This is a genomic window from Alteromonas sp. M12 (assembly GCF_037478005.1).
GTDB lineage: Bacteria > Pseudomonadota > Gammaproteobacteria > Enterobacterales > Alteromonadaceae > Aliiglaciecola > Aliiglaciecola lipolytica_A.
On record NZ_CP144164.1, the window covers coordinates 1,036,128 to 1,053,865 of the forward strand.

The following is a 17,738-nucleotide window of genomic DNA, read 5'->3' on the forward strand; positions in this document are numbered from 1 at the left end:
GAGTTACTTTGTTTGTAACTCATGTTTTGTTGTTCAAACATGCCTTAGTGAAAAGCTTAATCAGCTTAAATCATCCAGATTGTGATGATTTGTAATAGCATTATGAAATTTATGTAAACCTGAATCGAGCAAATGAGTGGTAATCTAGCAGCAAGTTAGTCGCTCTAAATGTTCGTTTAAATGAGCATTGACAGCGCTTAGATTAAACGCACATGGATGCAATTATGAATCGTTTTTTAAACCGCGCGAGCCCGAGTATTTTTGCTTCGCTAGTCATACTGATGATGACAATGAATGGTTGCGAAGGTAACAGCTCCTCAGCCACTCATGCCGACGATAAATCTCCTGATTTTCGCGTGCAATTTGACACCGAACTAGTAACACAAATATACACAGCAGATCCTTCAGCACATGTGTTTGAAGACTCTATCTATGTTTACCCCTCCCACGATATCGAATCTGGAATTGAAAGAAGCGCTGATGGTGCTAGGTTTGCTATGCGAGATTATAGAGTTATCTCTATTAACCCCAAAGGCGAGGTAACCCTACACGAGGAAGCATTGTCATTAGACTCCATTGCTTGGGCGAAAAAGCAGCTATGGGCACCAGATGCAGCCTATAAAAATGGAAAGTATTATCTTTATTTTCCGGCTAAGGATGAGCAGGATATATTTAGAGTGGGCGTAGCCATGAGTGATAGTCCCAGCGGCCCTTTTATTGCTCAAGCCGAGCCAATCAAAGATGTTTACAGTATTGATCCTGCGGTATTTGCTGATACTGATGGCAGCTATTACCTTTACGTGGGAGGTATTTGGGGAGGCCAGCTGCAACGATGGCAAATGGGCCATTATTCGCCCCACGACACATATCCAAACGATGATGAGCCAGCGCTAATGCCTAAAGTGGCTAAGCTATCCAACGATATGCTGAGTATCGAAGGCCAACTGCAAGATGTTGTATTACTGAATAAAGATGGCAGTCCGCTCAAAGCAGGAGATAACCAGAAACGATTCTTTGAGGCGGCGTGGGTGCATAAATACCAAGGCAAATATTACTTTTCTTATTCAACCGGTGATACTCATAAAATAGCCTATGCGGTGGGCGACAATCCCATGGGACCCTTTGTTTACCAAGGAGTTGTTTTAAATCCAGTTGTGGGTTGGACCAATCATCACTCGATTGTGGAATATGCGGGTCAATGGTATTTGTTTTATCACGATAGCAAATTATCGAAAGGACAAACCCATTTGCGTAGCGTAAAAATGACTAAGCTAACGTATTTAGCCGACGGCAGCATCGAGACCATTGAACCTTATCCGATTAATTAATCTAGTAATGGTTTTATCTTAATTATTTTTTATTTCCAAAATTAGAGCCTTATCTATACTCTATCGGTTAACAATTCTTTAACAGTGTTATGTGATTGAAAGGCAATAGGATAATTTTCGGCTGCCGAGTAAAAATCAACTAAAACAATCAGGAGCTTCCGTTGGTACAAGAAAAAGAAAATATGTTGTTCATCATTATGGTGAGTTGTGTGGCGACTATAGGCGGCTTTTTATTTGGTTTCGACAGCGGGGTGATAAACGGTACCGTTGATGGATTACAAAGCGCATTCAATTCAGACAGCGTTGGCACTGGTTTTAACGTCGCCAGTATGTTGCTGGGTTGTGCAATAGGCGCATTTTCTGCTGGACGATTAGCGGATTTGTTTGGGCGAAAAACAATTTTAATTTTGGCAGCCATATTTTTCATTATCAGTGCTTGGGGTTCTGGAATCGCAGATACTTCTGGTGAGTTCATTGTTTATCGCATTTTAGGCGGTTTGGCTGTGGGCGCAGCGTCGGTTATGGCTCCCGCCTACATCAGTGAAATTGCACCAGCAAGATTCCGCGGCATGCTCACAACCATTCAACAGGTTGCTATCATCAGTGGCTTGTTTGCTGCATTCGTTAGTAACTACTTACTTGCAGATTTGGCCGGTGTATCCACAGCCGATTTATGGATGGGATTTAGTGCTTGGCGTTGGATGTTTTGGATTGAGTTAGTGCCCGCATTTTTATTTTTAGGAAGTTTGTTACTGATTCCAGAAAGCCCACGTTTTTTAGTGATAAAAAAGCAATTACCTAAAGCCAAAGAGGTACTTATCCGCTTATATGGTGCAGGCGCAGGAGAGCAAAAGTTAATTGAAATTGAGGCGTCTTTGGCTGATGACCATCAACCTAAATTAGCTGACTTAATGGATAAGAGCTCAGGAAAAGTAAGAAAAATTGTATGGGTAGGTATTGGTTTAGCTGTATTTCAACAGCTGGTCGGCATCAATGTGGTTTTCTATTATGGTGCGGTACTGTGGCAAGCCGTTGGCTTTTCCGAGTCAGACGCGTTACTGATTAATATTATCAGTGGGGCAGTAAGTATTGCAGCTTGTGTTATTACCATGTTGTTAATTGATAAAATTGGACGCAAACCTTTATTAACTTTAGGGTCTATGGGCATGACATTGACTTTAGGGTTGATGGTTTTTTGTTTCGCAACTGCAGATTTCGATGCTAACGGCAATTTAGATTTAGGCAGCTTAGGAACCTTGGCGTTGGTGTCTGCTAATGCATATGTGTTCTTCTTTAACCTCTCATGGGGACCGGTAATGTGGGTAATGTTGGGAGAAATGTTCCCTAATCAAATTCGCGGTTCTGGTTTGGCGGTTGCTGGACTATTTCAGTGGGGCGCTAACTTTGCCATTACCATGACCTTCCCAATTATGTTGACTAGTATTGGCTTAGCGGGCGCTTATGGTTTTTATGCCGTATGTGCGCTGATATCTGTACTGTTTGTGATTAAATTAGTACATGAAACCAAAGGTACTGAATTGGAAGACATGGTTGGATAAGAACTGACTTTTGATTTTGTAGGGTGCAATTAGTTTGCACCCTTTTTGTTTTTAGAGACTTCAAAGAGGATAGATATTATGCGCGTTAAAAATTGCGTAAACATAGTTGCCGTATTGGTTGTGACATTTGTGTTTTGCATGTCCGCACAAGCCAAACAATTTAAACTTTTAGTGTTTAGCAAAACGGCCGGTTTTCATCATACTTCAGTGAATCAAGCAATAAATGCGCTAACTAAAATGTCTGAAAAGCATCATTTTGATATGGATTGGCACGAAGATGCTAATATATTTAATCAAAAAGATCTTGCTCAGTATGATGTTGTCATGTTTTTACTTACCACCGGTGACATTCTAAATTCGTCACAACAGCAAGCATTTGAACAATTTATCCAATCTGGCAAGGGATATGTGGGTGTGCATAGCGCCAGTGACACTGAATACGATTGGCCATGGTATGGGAAGTTAGTTGGCCGACAGTTTGTGATTCATCCGCTTATTCAGACCGCTGAGTTGGCGGTGATTGATCGCACTTTTCCAGGCTTGGAGATGATGCCTGATGTGTCATTATGGACAGATGAGTGGTATCAGTTTGGTCCAGAGTTAAGTAGCAACTTGAATTATATTTTGCAGGTAGACGAATCAACTTACTCTCCACAAGCCGATTGGGGAAGAGTTAAAGGCGATGGAATGGGAGAGTTTCATCCCATTGCTTGGTATCAGGAAATGGATGGTGGTCGTGCTTTTTATACCAGCTTAGGACATTTGCCAGCAGTCTATGAAAATAGTGCGTTTCTGGAGCACTTATTTGGCGGGATTTACTGGGCATCTACTGGTAAAGGTATTCGTCAATAAGTTGGCTGCTAAGCCCATGGTCGATAAATAAAATGATGAGTTAAGCATTCTGCGCACATAAAAAAGGCCTCGAATTAAGAGGCCTTGTTGATCATTGAGGTGTAATCAGTAGAACATTACTGATTAACCATAAAGCACACGATTCACTTTATTTTCTAGTAATTCTTGCTGTCCACTTTGATGTTTTGGATCCAACGAGTTATCAACCGCAAACTTGGCTAATGACTCCAACGAGTGCTCGCCACCGATAATTTCTTTACCTAAGTTCTTGTTCCAGCCTGCATAACGTTCTTTGACTTTAGCGGACAAGAAATCATTATTTATAATTTCAGCTGCTTTTTTCAAACCCAACGCCATGTGATCCATGCCGCCAATATGTCCGTGGAATAAATCTATAGGATCAGAACTTTGTCTACGCAATTTTGTATCGAAATTCAAACCGCCTGTGGTAAAACCTCCGGCTTTAAGCACTTCATACATAATCAGTGACAATTCTTCTACTGCATTAGGGAATTGATCTGTATCCCAACCATTTTGAGCGTCACCACGGTTTGCGTCTATGCTTCCAAAGATACCTAAGGATACAGCTGTGGCAATTTCATGATGGAAAGAGTGACCGGCTAAGGTTGCGTGGTTCGCTTCGATATTCATCTTGAACTCTTGCTCTAAACCATACTGTTTTAAGAAGCCGTAAACCGTTGCACTGTCATAATCATACTGATGCTTCGTTGGCTCTTGTGGTTTAGGTTCAATTAACAAGGCCCCTTTAAATCCGATTTTATGTTTATGCTCAACTACCATTTGCATAAATCGACCGAGTTGGGCGCGCTCTTGACGTAAATCGGTGTTTAATAGGGTTTCATAACCTTCACGGCCGCCCCATAAAACGTAGTTTTCACCGCCAAGTCGCTTGGTTGCATTCATGGCATGAAAGACTTGAGTTGCACCGTAGGAGAACACTTCTGGATTCGGGTTTGTTGCCCCACCAGCTGCGTACCTCGGGTTACTGAACAAGTTAGCTGTGCCCCATAATAACTTGACGCCTGATTCTTCTTGCTTGGCTTCTAACACATCCACCATTTGCGCAAAGTTTTCAGTATATTCTTTGATAGAGTTACCTTCTGGGGAAACGTCTATATCGTGAAAGCAATAGAAAGGAACATTCAGTTTGTTAAAAAACTCAAATGCAACGTCAGCTTTTTGTTTCGCGCGCGCCATGGGGTCACCAGGTTTTAACCATGGACGACCAAAGGTACCTTGACCAAAAACATCAGCACCATCCCAACAGAAGTTATGCCAGTAACACGCTGCAAAACGCAGGTGATCTTTCATGCTTTTACCTAGAATGATCTGGTCAGGGTTATAGTGATGAAACGCCAGTGGATTGTCTGAGTCCACTCCTTCATATTTTATCTTTTCAATGTTTTCGAAATATTGGGACATTAGGGTCTCCTGCTAAAAATTAAATAATTACTGCTGCGAATATAGAGTGAATAGTGGATGTTTATTACGCATCTAACAATTACGAATTGTGCTTAGACTTTTGTGCTTTTTGCTCAAAGTTGTCTTAACAAGCTAGATGCGCGCAAACATTTAAAATAGTTCCTTAAGAACTGGGTAAAGTTTCTTAAACTTATCTCGTCGGGGTTTATAAATGGCTACCATGTCTGGATTCGGCTGGTGGATTTCGACAATCTCAGGTTCAGGACATACATCTTCTAATGTCAGTTCAGGGTGGACGGCCATTTTTGCTAGTCTTGCCGCACCTAATGCTGGACCGACATCACCGCCTTTACGAAATGTAATCTTTGTATTTAATACATCGGCCAATAGTTGACGCCAATACGGGCTTTTTGCGCCACCGCCAATTAAGGTGATTTCAGTCGCCTGAGCGCCAGAAGCATGCACTGCCTCCACACCATCTGCAAAAGCGAAACTCACACCTTCTAAAATGGCGTGAGTGAAACTGGCTTGATTACTTTCATTGGTTAAACCAAAAAAGGTACCTTGTGCATGGGGATTATTGTGAGGTGTTCTTTCTCCGCTCAAATAGGGCAGAAAAATGGGTGCTTGTGTTACATCAAATGCACTTGAGTCAGACTCCAATTCAGCTAGTAAGTCGACCACATTTGATTTTACAACGTCCTCGGCAAACCATTGTAAGCAGCTAGCGGCACTTAACATTACTGACATTAAGTGCCAGGTATTTGGTATGGCATGACAAAAACTATGCACCGCCATTTGAGGGTTGGCTTTAAATCCTTCTGATACTAAAAAGTACACTCCAGATGTACCTAGAGAAATCATTGCTTGGCCAGGTTTTACCAAACCCACTCCAACTGCGCCGGCAGCATTATCACCACCGCCTGCGATTACAGGTACAGATTGCATATTCCAACGCTCTGCTAAATGCGCACTTAAGTGTCCAGTAATCCCGTTACCTTCATATAATTTGGGCATTTGTTCGATGCTTAAACCACAGGCCGCTAACATATCTTGATGCCAGTCACGAGCCTCAACATCTAGCCACATAGTTCCTGCTGCATCGGACATATCAGAGGCAAAATCTCCGGTTAACTGGAAGCGTAAATAGTCTTTAGGTAATAGTACTTTAGCAATCTTGGCGAACTGCTCAGGTTCATTTTGCTGAACCCACAATAGTTTGGGGGCAGTAAAGCCGGGCATCATCAAATTACCGGTAATTTGGTGGCAATTTGGGATTTTACTTTCCAGTTCTTCGCATTGGGCTTGGCAGCGCCCGTCATTCCATAAAATGGCTGGACGAATGATATTATTTTCGCTATCTAATAAGGTCGCACCATGCATTTGTCCAGATAAGCCAATACTTTTAATTTGCTGCATCTGGTTACGCTTAGCTAATTTTTGCATAGCAGCGTCACAGGCTGACCACCAATGTTGCGGGTCCTGCTCTGACCATAAAGGTTTAGGACGAGAAACCTGAAGAGCTTCTGATTCACTATCTATAATATTGCCGATTTCGTCCATTAAAATAATTTTAATGCCCGAAGTGCCTAAATCAACGCCAAGGTACATATTGGTCTCAGTATGTTTAAAAAATGTCTGTGCATCTTTTACGACAGCCCAATTTGTATCAATTATGTTATTTAATTATTAAATTTCGTAATCTGTTGTCTAGGTTCTTTTTACCAAATTTGCTATTAATATAAGCTCAATCAACAAAAACGTAATAAAACTTTTTGTGTAAAAGAGGTGTTTGATGTTTAAGGCAAAGCACAGTATTTCATTACTTTTCAATGCGAACAAAGTATATGACCGTCAGGTAATTGAAGGCATAGGCCATTATTTACAGTCATCTAAAGTCGATTGGGATGTTTATCTAGAAGAAGATTTTTTGACCAGAATTGACAATATTAATGATTGGGTTGGTGATGGGATTATCGCTGATTTTGATGCGCCAACAATTCAAAAAGCCGTTGAAGGTATCAATATTCCGATTATTGGTGTGGGCGGTTCTTACGAAAATGAGAATGATTATCCCAATGTTCCTTATGTTGCTACCGATAATTTGGCTGTGGTGAAATGTGCCTATGAACATTTAAAACAAAAGGGCTTAGAGCGTTTCGCATTTTACGGTTTTCCGCCTGATGATAACCATCGTTGGGCCACCGAGCGAGAAAAAGCGGTGGTTAAACTGTGTAAAGAAGATGGCTTCGATTGCGCTATTTATCGTGGACATCCTACTCGTCCAGAAACTTGGCAATATTCTATGAATAGATTATCTGATTGGTTGCAAAGCTTGCCTAATCCAGTCGGTGTTATTTCGGTAACTGATGCACGCGCTCGACATTTGCTCCAAGCTTGTGATCATACGGGGAAGTTGGTACCAGACCAGATTTCGATTGTCGGCATAGATGATGACGATATTGCTCGTAATTTGAGTCGAATTAGTTTGAGTTCGGTGACCCAAGGCTGCTTCGAAATGGGCTTTCAAGCTGCCAAATTATTGCATCGTCGTTTAGATAATCCGAATCTTAAAAATAAGATTGTGATGGTTCCTCCTGTCGGTGTTGCGCAAAGACAATCTACCGACTTTAAAGCGTTAAAAGACCCCCATGTGATCCAAGCGATGCATTTTATTCGACAAAATGCTTGTAGAGGTATCAAAGTTGATCAAGTACTTGATTATGTTGGTATTTCTCGCTCAAATTTAGAAACTCGTTTTTATGAAGAACGTGGTCATAGTATTCACAATGAAATCCATAATGAGAAACTGGAAAAAGCGTGCTCTATGTTAAAATCTGGAGAAAATCAAACCTCAGAAATCGCGGCTATGTGCGGCTATCCGTCTCTACAATATATGTACGCTGTGTTCCGCAAACACTTTGATCAAACTCCAAAAGAATACAGGGAGCAACACGCCCAGCAAAGCGCAATTTAATCCTGTAGGGAAGCGGTATTGCCATAATTTTTTGATAGTAAAAATATTGCAAGACCGCCGATTACCCCTGGAGCAACCCAAAAGATGATTTGCGCATCTCCTAAATGGCTAAAAATATGTCGACCGCCAAATGCAATAAACGCAGTATAGGCACCAATTCCTGAGCCGATCATGGCGCTTAAATGCTCGATTATCCATTGCTTTTGAGAATGTTGTTGCTTTAGGCAAAAACGCAGCATGCTAAAACCTATTCCACAGCCCAATATTCCAAAAATAATATGCAAGGTTGTGTGATTCAACAAACCGTTAACGGTTGTTATACCACCACCTATTATAAGTAATACAAGTGGCATAATATGACTGAATCTGCGCAGCGCTTCAGGGTTGTTTTTGTGCTTTAAAACCGCTTCGCCTTGGCGAATACTGCTATAAGTAATTAAACTCAAGTACAACAGAAATCCCCAAAAAATACGTAAACTGGCCGTGAAGTTTTGCGGATCAGTTTCTTCTGTCATTAAATGGCCTTTTATTGCAAGTGGATCATAGATCACCAGTATTGCCATGAGTGCACCTGAACAAGCAACGGCATACATCGTCCAACTATAGTAGCGACCAAATTTTTTGTGATTAAGACTTCCTTTTAACGAGACTAGAGGAATCCAAAATACAATGAGAGCCATAGTTCCTAAAATGATATGCGCTGAAAATAAAATACTGTGTAAAGTTGCCATTTCAATCTCCAATAAGACAATATGCTAAATTCAAATAATCGATAAACTATCTGATTTAATTTGAATCCAGTTTAGGTATTCTTGATTTTTTGTTTAGTGCCAAAAGTCACAATCTAAAACATGACTTTTGGCCTATAGTGTTCAACTCAAAGATTGTTCATACTCAAGGTATCGAATGGCGTCAGTATCTGGGTTATCACAACCCTATCGTGGTTACTAAATGCAAAACTTTAAACAATTTTTTAATATTGAAAGTCTCTCAGCCGTTTTTCCATGGGCTGTGGTAAGTGGCATTGTGATGTTTTTAATGCTGAGTTCAGGAAATTATTCCGCTCAAATAATGCTTGTTACCGGCGTCGCATTAATTATTTACATAGTGTCTTTCATGGTTGCGATATCCGATAACAAATATCGAAATGACATGGCTTATCGCCTGATTTTAATAGCAGTTCAATATATCGCTATTGTATCTCTTGCATTTTTGACTCCTTTCACCTTTGTGGCGATTTTGGTTACCATTTGGAGTGCTCAATTACCCTATTTTATGCCATTCAAACAAACCTTGGTTACGTCGCCCATTTGGTCGGCACCCTTTTGGTTAATAATGTATTTTTATTGGCAAGTGGATTCGGCAATGCTATCTGCGTTGCTATTTTGGACGTTTAATATTTTTGCCCTTGTCATGGTAAATGCAAATATTAAAGAGAAACGCGCAACCGAACAGGCGATGGAACTTAATCGTGAATTAATGGCAACTCAAAGGTTGTTAGGAGAGGCATCAAAACAAGCGGAGCGAGTACGTATTGCTCGTAATATTCATGATTTACTAGGACACCATTTGACTGCATTGACGATTAATTTACAGGTGGCTTCTCGGATTTCAGATGGCGAAGCTCAGGTTAAAATTCAACAATGCCATGGTTTAGCTAAACTATTATTAAGTGATGTTCGCGAAGCCGTTTCTGAAATTCGTGAAAAGTCGCATATCGAATTAAGTCAGGCCCTTCATGCGCTATTAGATGATGTACCTAACCTGCGAATTACACTAGATATTGAAGTTAATTTGAATATATCCGATGTTAATGTAGCAGAAGCCATTTTACGCAGTGTGCAAGAGTCTGTTACCAATACGTTGCGTCACAGCAATGCTAAGCATTTCAATATTCAATTAGCCCACAAAAATAATACTGTCCAGCTGACAATGTATGACGACGGTAGGCAAAAACAGCAAAATAAAATACAAGAGGGTAATGGTTTGATTGGGATGCGCGAAAGAATCGTTAACCTTGGAGGAACTATCGATACTGCACTAACGGCAACAGGGTTTCGCACAAAAATAGAATTACCGGAGCTAACATGAGTATTAATGTGATGGTTGTAGACGACCAAACCTTGGTCCGTGAAGGGATTAAAAGCCTTTTGTCGCTAGCGCCGGAGATCAACATTGTTGCAGAAGCAGCCGATGGCAAAAGTGCATTGAATATCATTGCAACACATAAGCCCGATGTCGTACTCATGGATATTCGGATGCCAATCATGAATGGAATTGAAACGGTTGAAGCCTTAAATCTGAAGGCACCAGCAGAAATTCCACCAGTGATTATGCTCACAACTTTTGATGAACATCAGCTTGTTATCCAAGCTATTCAAGCGGGGGCGAAAGGGTATTTACTGAAGGATGTATCGTTAGAAACCTTGGTCGAGGCTATTGTTAAAGTACATAGCGGAGAAACATTAATTCAACCTGGCCTTACGCAGCGTGTATTAAAAAGTCTGCAAGGTAAAGAAACTGCGTTTGAAAGCTCTATCGCCCCGATTCCTCTTAGTGCTAAAGAAGTTGAAATATTGCGATTAATTGCTGCTGGTTGCAGTAATCGTGAAATCTCCGAGTTGATGTTTAAATCTGAAGGTACGGTTAAAAATCAGGTTTCGAATGTATTAGATAAATTAGGCGTGCGCGATCGCACTCGTGCTGTTTTAAAAGCTATCGAGCTCGGGTTTATCTAAACTAACCGGAAAGGTAACCGTGAATTCGACGCCTTTTCCAATTTTAGATTTACAATCAATGTGCCCAGCTAATACTTTAACCACAATGTCGTAACATATGTGCATACCCAAACCAGAACCGCCATTGTGCCGAGCGCTGGTAAAAAATGGTTTGTATAAGTTTTCAATCGTATATTCTGACATCCCACAACCGTTATCTTTGTATATTAGCTCTAACATCGGTTGACCTATCGCTTGCTCGATAACCCTTATTTTAAAGAAGATATGACCAATTTGCTTTGCGTCAAAACCGTGTTGTACAGAGTTCATAATCAGATTTATCAGTAATTGGCTAATCGCACCGGGATTACTATAGACTTCCAATTCAGGATCTATGTCAAAACAAAATTTTTGATTGGAGCGCTTTAAGCGTGGTTTCAAGGTCAATAAAATTTCATTTACGTAACTAATAAGATTAATTTTACGAGCTTCTTGACTGTGCTGGTCTAAGGAAAGTTGTTTGAAGGTTTTAATTAACTGAGTAGAGCGAATCAAATTGCGTTCAACAATATCAACACTCTCTTCGGTTGCTGCAAAAAATTGTTCTAACTCGGATCGCTTTAGTTGTTCTTGTTGAAAGGCTTGTGTTGTCTTGCTCAGAATACTGCGTAAGTAGGAAATCGCTGTGATAGCAACACCTGTTGGTGTATTGATCTCATGCGTTAGACTCGACATCATGGTTCCCAAAGCCGCCATATTTTCTAATTCGACTAACTGGTTTTGTACCTCGTTGCGCTGGTCTAACGCCTTTTTCAACATATGATTGGTATTGGTTAATTCTTGTGTTCGTTCTTCAACTCGTCTTTCTAATTCGGCATTGGTTTCTTTCAGTTGTTGAATGTTGTTAGCTCGTTCAAGAATAATTGAGACAATTTGAGCCTCGTAGGTCAAGGAGTCTATATCGTCTTGTTCAGGGACTCCCGAGGTCGGAAAAAACATAGAAAATGTGCCAAACACTTCGCCATTAGGGGAAATGATGGGTTGTGACCAACAGCAGCGTATACCGCAAGCAATGGCGACATTTTGTAATTCATGCCAGTGGGGATCTTGAATAATATCTTCACTTACGGCTAATTCTCTTTTGCCTATTGCTACAGCACAAGTTGTTGCAGCAGGAAATACCTTTTGATTTTTTAAAGCCTCCAGAAGCGGCAGTGGTAAACTTGGCCCAACGAATGGGTTTAGCACAGTGCGTGAGCTATCTAACAAGCTAATCAAACATTTAAGCCCTGTCGTAGCAGATTCTAGACTTGATACTAATTCGCTTAGTACTTCTTCGAGGGGATTACCATTAACCAACATGTCTAACGCATTTATGCGACCGGACTCAATCGCATTATGTCGCTTCAAATGCGTGTAATTGCTTGCACCGCGAATGTTGATAACCTTGTGAGATTTCATATTAATGATTGCTTTATTCTTAATCCGTTAGTAGCAATTTTAAACAATGTAGCATAAAAGCCGCTGCTGTCTACGCTAATTTTGCTCGTTAAAGGTCACCGTGAATAGCTTGCAAGGCCGCTATTGCGGCAATCGCTGCGGTTTCCGTTCTTAACACTCGAGGACCCATTTGCACTGTTTGAAAGCCAACTTGCTCAGTGGCATAGATTTCAGACTCGCTAAATCCACCTTCTGGTCCTATCAATAATTTAACTCCACTGGAGGGGATTGATAAGTGTTTAATACTCTTTTCAGCTCTGGGATGTAAGGTTAATCGAAGCTGTGTGGTGGATTGTTTTGTCCATTCATGAATCGATGTGCATGGATGTAATGTGGGAATTTGATTTCTACCACATTGTTCACAGGCTGAAATAATTAACTTTTGCCATTGCTGGCATTTTTTTTCCCAGCGTTCAGCTGATAATTTCACGCCACATCTTTCGGTGATCAATGGCGTAATTTCAGTGACACCGAGTTCAACTGCTTTTTGAATTGCCATATCCATTCTGTCGCCTCGTGAGACACCTTGACCTAAATGAATATTTAATGTGGATTCGACGTTGATAGACAGTTTTGCGTCAATTAACACCTTTGCCTGACGTTTTTTGGCAGTCACTAGTTCAGCGCTATATTCGTTGCCATCCCCATTAAACAGCACTAATGGGTGACCTTCGTTTAGACGCAGAACACTGACTATATGGTTTGCAGCATCAGGGGTGAGATCAATAATCTGATCAACAATGAGTAAGTCGGGGTGATAAATTCTTGGAATTCGCATGGGATTACAACAGCAGTTAACAATGCACTATATGGTATATCAAGTAGAAGGTATCTCAACTAAAGAATTACCGACCATTGGCAAACAACCAAGTAAGTTTATTTAATTAATAAGCAAAGCCAGTGATTTTCAAATCAAATGCGGTGATTTTGTCACCGCATTTGAATTAATCAATCATAGAGAAGAATAAATCTTGGCTATTGTTAGTTGGCATTTAACGTTTTAGTTGAAGTCATTCTATTGTGCGAGCTATCAGTAGATTCCTGCTGATTATTAATAGAAGCATTCTTGCGCGCAAACGCAGTGTGCTCACCCGTATCTTTAGCAAGGCAAAAGACCAATAGAATTATCAAACTAACGAAGATAAGAGAGAGAATTAACATTTTCAATTCCTTTAAAAATATTACTAAGAACCCTTAATTTAGGGGCGAATAGCATAGCACTTCTATTAACTAAAGTAGAGTTTAAAATGCTTAAAAAATAAACATTAGTAAAACCCTAACAAATTCAGGTATTTGTAAATAACCAACATTTTTAAAAGGAGTTCAGCTACCTGTTCTTAATATTAAACAGTGATAAAAATTTTGTTTTAATACAAAAATATGTTGAACAAATTCTGAAATAAAATCCAAGATATTGAATGTCGAAGCCTTCAAATCCGAGGGATAAAGTAACTTTGATTTTTGACAATTCAATGACAAACACTCTAAATGATTAAAAGAATTAAGCGAATTAAACTTTAGTCTATGACGCTAAATTGCGACATATACATTAGTCTAATTTGACAAAAAAAGGGTGCATATCTTGTTGTTTCCTTTATTATTTCGTCGTCCCACTAATTACCAAGTAGTGATGTTAGCCAAATAAATGAAAAGGCTTTCTTTTGGTGTAGGACTATCGCTATTCAAAGAATTAAAAAATGTTCGGGAGAAACAAAAAATGCTTGAAGATATAAATGTATCAGAGTTAGTTGAAACTTATGTAATTCCTTGGGGGCTGAACATATTGTTCGCTGTCATCATTTACATTATCGGTAAAATGGTTGTTGGAATTCTTGTCAATGTGTTTGGCAAAGTTATGGCTCGCTCTAAATATGACGACATGCTTGTCGACTTTTTAAAGGCCATAGTTAACGCTATTTTAATGTTGTTTGTTATTGTTGCCTCATTAGACCAACTAGGTGTAGATACTACGTCCTTAGTTGCAATTTTAGGTGCTGCAGGTTTGGCAATTGGTTTGTCACTACAAGGTTCTTTACAGAATTTTGCTGCAGGTGTGATGTTGCTTGTTTTCCGCCCATTTACTCGCGGAAATTTCATCGAAGCAGCTGGTACTGCTGGTGTAGTTAAAGATATCACTATCTTCACTACAGTAATGACAACGCCTGATAACAAAGAAATTATTGTTCCAAACGGTGCTATCTATAGCGGTAACATTGTAAACGTATCAGCAAAAGAAACTCGTCGAGTGGATATGGTTGTTGGTATCGGTTACGACGCTGATCTTAAGAAAGCTAAAGAAGTGCTTATTGAAATGGTTAATGCTGATGAGCGTATACTAAAAGATCCTGCGCCTACAGTTGCTGTTTCAGAATTGGCAGATAGCAGTGTTAACTTTATCGTTCGTCCTTGGGTAGCTTCTGCTGACTACTGGGCTGTTAAATTTGACTTCACTGAAGCGGTTAAACTTCGCTTTGACCAAGAAGGCATTAGCATTCCATTCCCACAAATGGATGTGCATTTACATAAAACAGAAGAGTAATCTTCCGTTAAATATAAAAAATGCCCCTAATTAGGGGTATTTTTTTTAACTAAAATTAACTCGATACGGATAGTTACATTTACGGGAAATTACATTTTACAGTTCGGTTTATCGATTGCTTGATTCGCCAATGCTTGTGCTGCCGACATATTGGCCGTAAGGGTTTCAATCCGCGTTGTGGGGGAGGGGTGAGTAGACATAAATTCAGAAGTCCGTTGTCCATCACTTGCCTTGTCCATATTCTTCCATAATTCAACCGACTGAGTAGGGTCAAACCCAGCTCTTGCCATTAACTCTAAGCCTATTAGATCGGCTTCAGTCTCGTGGGTGCGGCTAAATGGCAGTTGTACACCGACTTGAACTCCTAAACCAATACCAGCCATAATCATGTTGCTATTTGCCACTTGTTTAGCATTTAAGATTTGATTGGTGGCCTCTAAACCTATGCCGATTAGCGCCGAATTGGACATTCTTTCATTTCCATGTTCAGCAATAACATGGCCAACTTCATGACCGATAACAGCGGCCAATTGATCTTGATTTTGAGCCACTTTAAGCAGCCCTGTGTAAACACCAATCTTTCCCCCTGGCAACGCGAAGGCGTTAACTTGATCGTCTTCAAAAACTACCAGCTCCCATTGGCCATCAAAGACACTGCTAGGCACATGTTTGGTTATGAAGCTTGCAACACAAGAAACATATTGATTATCTACTCCTTGTTGCGAGACTTTCTGTTCTATTTTCATACCATCGAAAGCTTGCGCTCCCATATCCGCTAATTGATCTTTAGAGTAGAGCTTTAATTGGGACCTGCCTGTGGGAGAGGTAGAACAAGCCGTTAGTAATACTGCGCTAATGGTAGCTGCTAGACATGTTTTGGAGATGTGTTTAAACATAAATGATTTCCGATTTCCCGTTAACTGCACTAATTCTTAATTGTTAAGCTTCAATTCAGTTTTAGATCAGTATGCTGGTAATAATTAATTAACAAGATGTGTATCTATGAAAATGACATTCATAAAATTAGCGGCACTGAGTTTGCCATTTTTAGTATCATCTTGCGCATCTCATCATACGCGAAATTATGAACGTAACCAATTTGTCACTGAGCTATATGCCAATGTCGATCAAATATACGATGTTAAATTTGAATCTCATGCTGGCGAGGCCGCTGCGAGTTGGGGGCTTTGGGGCGCATTGAATAATGTTTACGGAAGCGACAGGCAGATTCTTGCAGGTGCACTAATTGGTGCTTTCTTCGGTGGATTGCTCACCAGTATTGAAGAGGGCCCTAGTAGAGGGTTCGAGTACCATCTCACCGCAACTGACGGTGAGTATTTAGTTGTGGTTTTAGATTACTTCCCAGCTGATGAGGGGGAATGCGTACGAGTTCGGATGGCCAATAAAGTGCATATGATTTTGGTGAATTCTGATTATTGTCAAATTATTGATTAACAATATCTGTTAAAACAAAAATAGCGTCTAAAAGACGCTATTTTGAGTTTAACTAATCATCATATGATGTCTAATTAATTTATAGTGCAGCCTTCAATTGCTCAGCTTTATCTGTCGCTTCCCAAGGAAACTCTTCGCGGCCAAAGTGACCGTAAGCAGCTGTCGCTTGATAGATAGGACGTTCAAGATCGAGCATTTTTATTAGGCCATAAGGACGAAGGTCAAAATTAGCTCTTACTAAATCGGTGAGTTTTTGATCTGAGATAACACCAGTACCAAAAGTTTCAATGCTAATTGATGTTGGTTCGGCTACGCCAATTGCATAAGAAACTTGGATTTCACAACGTTTAGCTAACCCTGCTGCGACTATATTCTTAGCCACATAACGACCGGCGTAAGCCGCTGAACGATCAACTTTAGAGGGATCTTTTCCTGAGAAACAGCCACCACCATGACGGGCCATGCCGCCATAAGTGTCGACTATTATTTTACGACCAGTCAATCCACAGTCACCCATTGGACCACCAATAACAAATCGACCTGTTGGGTTAATTAAAAATTTTGTTTTGGCAGACAACCACTTTTCAGGCAGCACGGGTTTGATAATTTCTTCCATAACGGCTTCTTGCAAATCAGCAGTACTGATTGAGTCACAATGTTGAGTTGACAATACAACTGCGTCTATGCCGACAGGTTGATTATTTTCATAGATAAAAGTGACTTGGCTTTTGGCATCAGGGCGCAACCAAGGCAACGAGTTGTTTTTTCTGACTTCTGCCTGACGTTTTACCAGACGATGGGAATAAGTAATTGGCGCAGGCATTAAAACATCGGTTTCATCACTGGCATAGCCAAACATCAAGCCTTGATCTCCCGCACCTTGCTCTTCTGGACGACTACGATCAACACCTTGATTAATATCTGGTGACTGTTTACCTATGGCGTTGAGCACTGCACATGAATCTGCGTCAAAACCCATATCTGAGTGGGTATAGCCAATTTCGCGAACGGTTTTGCGTGTCAATTCTTCAATGTCTACCCAAGCCGAGGTGGTCACTTCACCACCCACAAGTACCATTCCGGTTTTGACAAATGTCTCACAAGCCACACGGGCTTTAGGGTCTTGGGTTAAAATGGCATCTAACACTGCATCAGAGATTTGATCTGCAATTTTGTCTGGGTGCCCCTCAGAAACAGACTCTGAAGTAAAAAGATGTGATGTCATGTGTTTTTCCTTTCTTGAATTCGCTTAATAGATTCACGCCAAAAGTGATTTCTTATCGGCAATAGTTGCATTCTAATCATTATTTTCTAAAATACCAGTCTTTCCGTCTAGACGTCCAAATGGCTATATGTTCAGAATGGTTT

At 40.4% G+C, this 17,738-nt stretch carries 16 protein-coding genes; 8 read left to right on the top strand and 8 right to left on the bottom strand.

Annotated features, from left to right (window positions below; genetic code table 11):
• Positions 1-224: 224 nt before the first annotated feature.
• The 3 genes from VUI23_RS04390 to VUI23_RS04400 all read left to right on the top strand — a co-directional run bounded on the left by VUI23_RS04390 (position 225) and on the right by VUI23_RS04400 (position 3,739).
• Entirely contained in the window at positions 225-1,328 is a 1,104-nt protein-coding gene (locus VUI23_RS04390; RefSeq protein WP_342807006.1) for a glycoside hydrolase family 43 protein, read from the top strand.
• A gap of 161 nt (positions 1,329-1,489) precedes the next feature.
• Positions 1,490-2,887: a sugar porter family MFS transporter gene (locus VUI23_RS04395; protein WP_289847857.1), complete on the top strand. Its 1,398-nt coding sequence runs from the start codon at positions 1,490-1,492 to the stop codon at positions 2,885-2,887.
• Between the two features lie 78 nt (positions 2,888-2,965).
• Entirely contained in the window at positions 2,966-3,739 is a 774-nt protein-coding gene (locus tag VUI23_RS04400; RefSeq protein ID WP_342807008.1) for a ThuA domain-containing protein, read from the top strand.
• Between the two features lie 123 nt (positions 3,740-3,862).
• Here VUI23_RS04400 and xylA read toward each other — a convergent pair whose 3' ends face one another.
• Together xylA and xylB are read right to left on the bottom strand one after the other, a co-directional pair.
• Positions 3,863-5,182: a xylose isomerase gene (gene xylA, locus VUI23_RS04405; RefSeq protein ID WP_342807010.1), complete on the bottom strand. Its 1,320-nt coding sequence runs from the start codon at positions 5,180-5,182 to the stop codon at positions 3,863-3,865.
• A 150-nt stretch (positions 5,183-5,332) separates the two neighbouring features.
• On the bottom strand, positions 5,333-6,793 hold the full coding sequence (xylB, locus tag VUI23_RS04410) for a xylulokinase (RefSeq protein ID WP_342807012.1): 1,461 nt from the start codon (positions 6,791-6,793) through the stop codon (positions 5,333-5,335).
• A 184-nt stretch (positions 6,794-6,977) separates the two neighbouring features.
• On the opposite strand from xylB, the gene VUI23_RS04415 reads away from it, so the two are divergent.
• Positions 6,978-8,159, top strand: a complete 1,182-nt coding sequence (locus VUI23_RS04415) for a DNA-binding transcriptional regulator (protein WP_342807014.1) — start codon at positions 6,978-6,980, stop codon at positions 8,157-8,159.
• Here VUI23_RS04415 and VUI23_RS04420 read toward each other — a convergent pair.
• Complete coding sequence (locus VUI23_RS04420; protein WP_342807016.1) at positions 8,156-8,890, bottom strand: hypothetical protein; 735 nt, start codon at positions 8,888-8,890, stop codon at positions 8,156-8,158. The two genes, VUI23_RS04415 and VUI23_RS04420, sit on opposite strands and share 4 nt — an antisense overlap.
• Positions 8,891-9,110: 220 nt before the next feature.
• Between VUI23_RS04420 and VUI23_RS04425 the strand changes: the two genes are divergently transcribed.
• Positions 9,111-10,250: a sensor histidine kinase gene (locus VUI23_RS04425; RefSeq protein ID WP_342807018.1), complete on the top strand. Its 1,140-nt coding sequence runs from the start codon at positions 9,111-9,113 to the stop codon at positions 10,248-10,250.
• Positions 10,247-10,897, top strand: coding sequence for a response regulator transcription factor (locus tag VUI23_RS04430; protein ID WP_216046869.1), 651 nt, complete (start codon positions 10,247-10,249; stop codon positions 10,895-10,897). Before VUI23_RS04425 ends, VUI23_RS04430 begins: the two co-directional genes overlap by 4 nt.
• Here the strand turns inward: VUI23_RS04430 and VUI23_RS04435 are convergent.
• The 3 genes from VUI23_RS04435 to VUI23_RS04445 form a co-directional block, all read right to left on the bottom strand.
• Entirely contained in the window at positions 10,868-12,337 is a 1,470-nt protein-coding gene (locus VUI23_RS04435; RefSeq protein ID WP_342807020.1) for an ATP-binding protein, read from the bottom strand. The two genes, VUI23_RS04430 and VUI23_RS04435, sit on opposite strands and share 30 nt — an antisense overlap.
• A gap of 88 nt (positions 12,338-12,425) precedes the next feature.
• Positions 12,426-13,154: a 16S rRNA (uracil(1498)-N(3))-methyltransferase gene (locus VUI23_RS04440; protein ID WP_342807022.1), complete on the bottom strand. Its 729-nt coding sequence runs from the start codon at positions 13,152-13,154 to the stop codon at positions 12,426-12,428.
• A 203-nt stretch (positions 13,155-13,357) separates the two neighbouring features.
• Positions 13,358-13,537 (bottom strand): hypothetical protein, encoded by a 180-nt coding sequence (locus VUI23_RS04445; RefSeq protein WP_303500542.1) that lies wholly within the window; start codon positions 13,535-13,537, stop codon positions 13,358-13,360.
• A gap of 556 nt (positions 13,538-14,093) precedes the next feature.
• Between VUI23_RS04445 and VUI23_RS04450 the strand changes: the two genes are divergently transcribed.
• Positions 14,094-14,915 carry a mechanosensitive ion channel domain-containing protein gene (locus tag VUI23_RS04450; RefSeq protein ID WP_216046866.1) on the top strand — a complete coding sequence of 274 codons (822 nt, stop codon included), beginning with the start codon at positions 14,094-14,096 and terminating at the stop codon, positions 14,913-14,915.
• An 89-nt stretch (positions 14,916-15,004) separates the two neighbouring features.
• On the opposite strand, the gene VUI23_RS04455 is transcribed toward VUI23_RS04450, so the two are convergent.
• Positions 15,005-15,811 carry a M48 family metallopeptidase gene (locus VUI23_RS04455; protein WP_342807024.1) on the bottom strand — a complete coding sequence of 269 codons (807 nt, stop codon included), beginning with the start codon at positions 15,809-15,811 and terminating at the stop codon, positions 15,005-15,007.
• Between the two features lie 106 nt (positions 15,812-15,917).
• On the opposite strand from VUI23_RS04455, the gene VUI23_RS04460 reads away from it, so the two are divergent.
• Entirely contained in the window at positions 15,918-16,370 is a 453-nt protein-coding gene (locus VUI23_RS04460; RefSeq protein ID WP_342807026.1) for a hypothetical protein, read from the top strand.
• Positions 16,371-16,449: 79 nt separating this feature from the next.
• Here VUI23_RS04460 and metK read toward each other — a convergent pair whose 3' ends face one another.
• On the bottom strand, positions 16,450-17,595 hold the full coding sequence (metK, locus tag VUI23_RS04465; RefSeq protein WP_216046863.1) for a methionine adenosyltransferase: 1,146 nt from the start codon (positions 17,593-17,595) through the stop codon (positions 16,450-16,452).
• Positions 17,596-17,738: the final 143 nt, after the last annotated feature.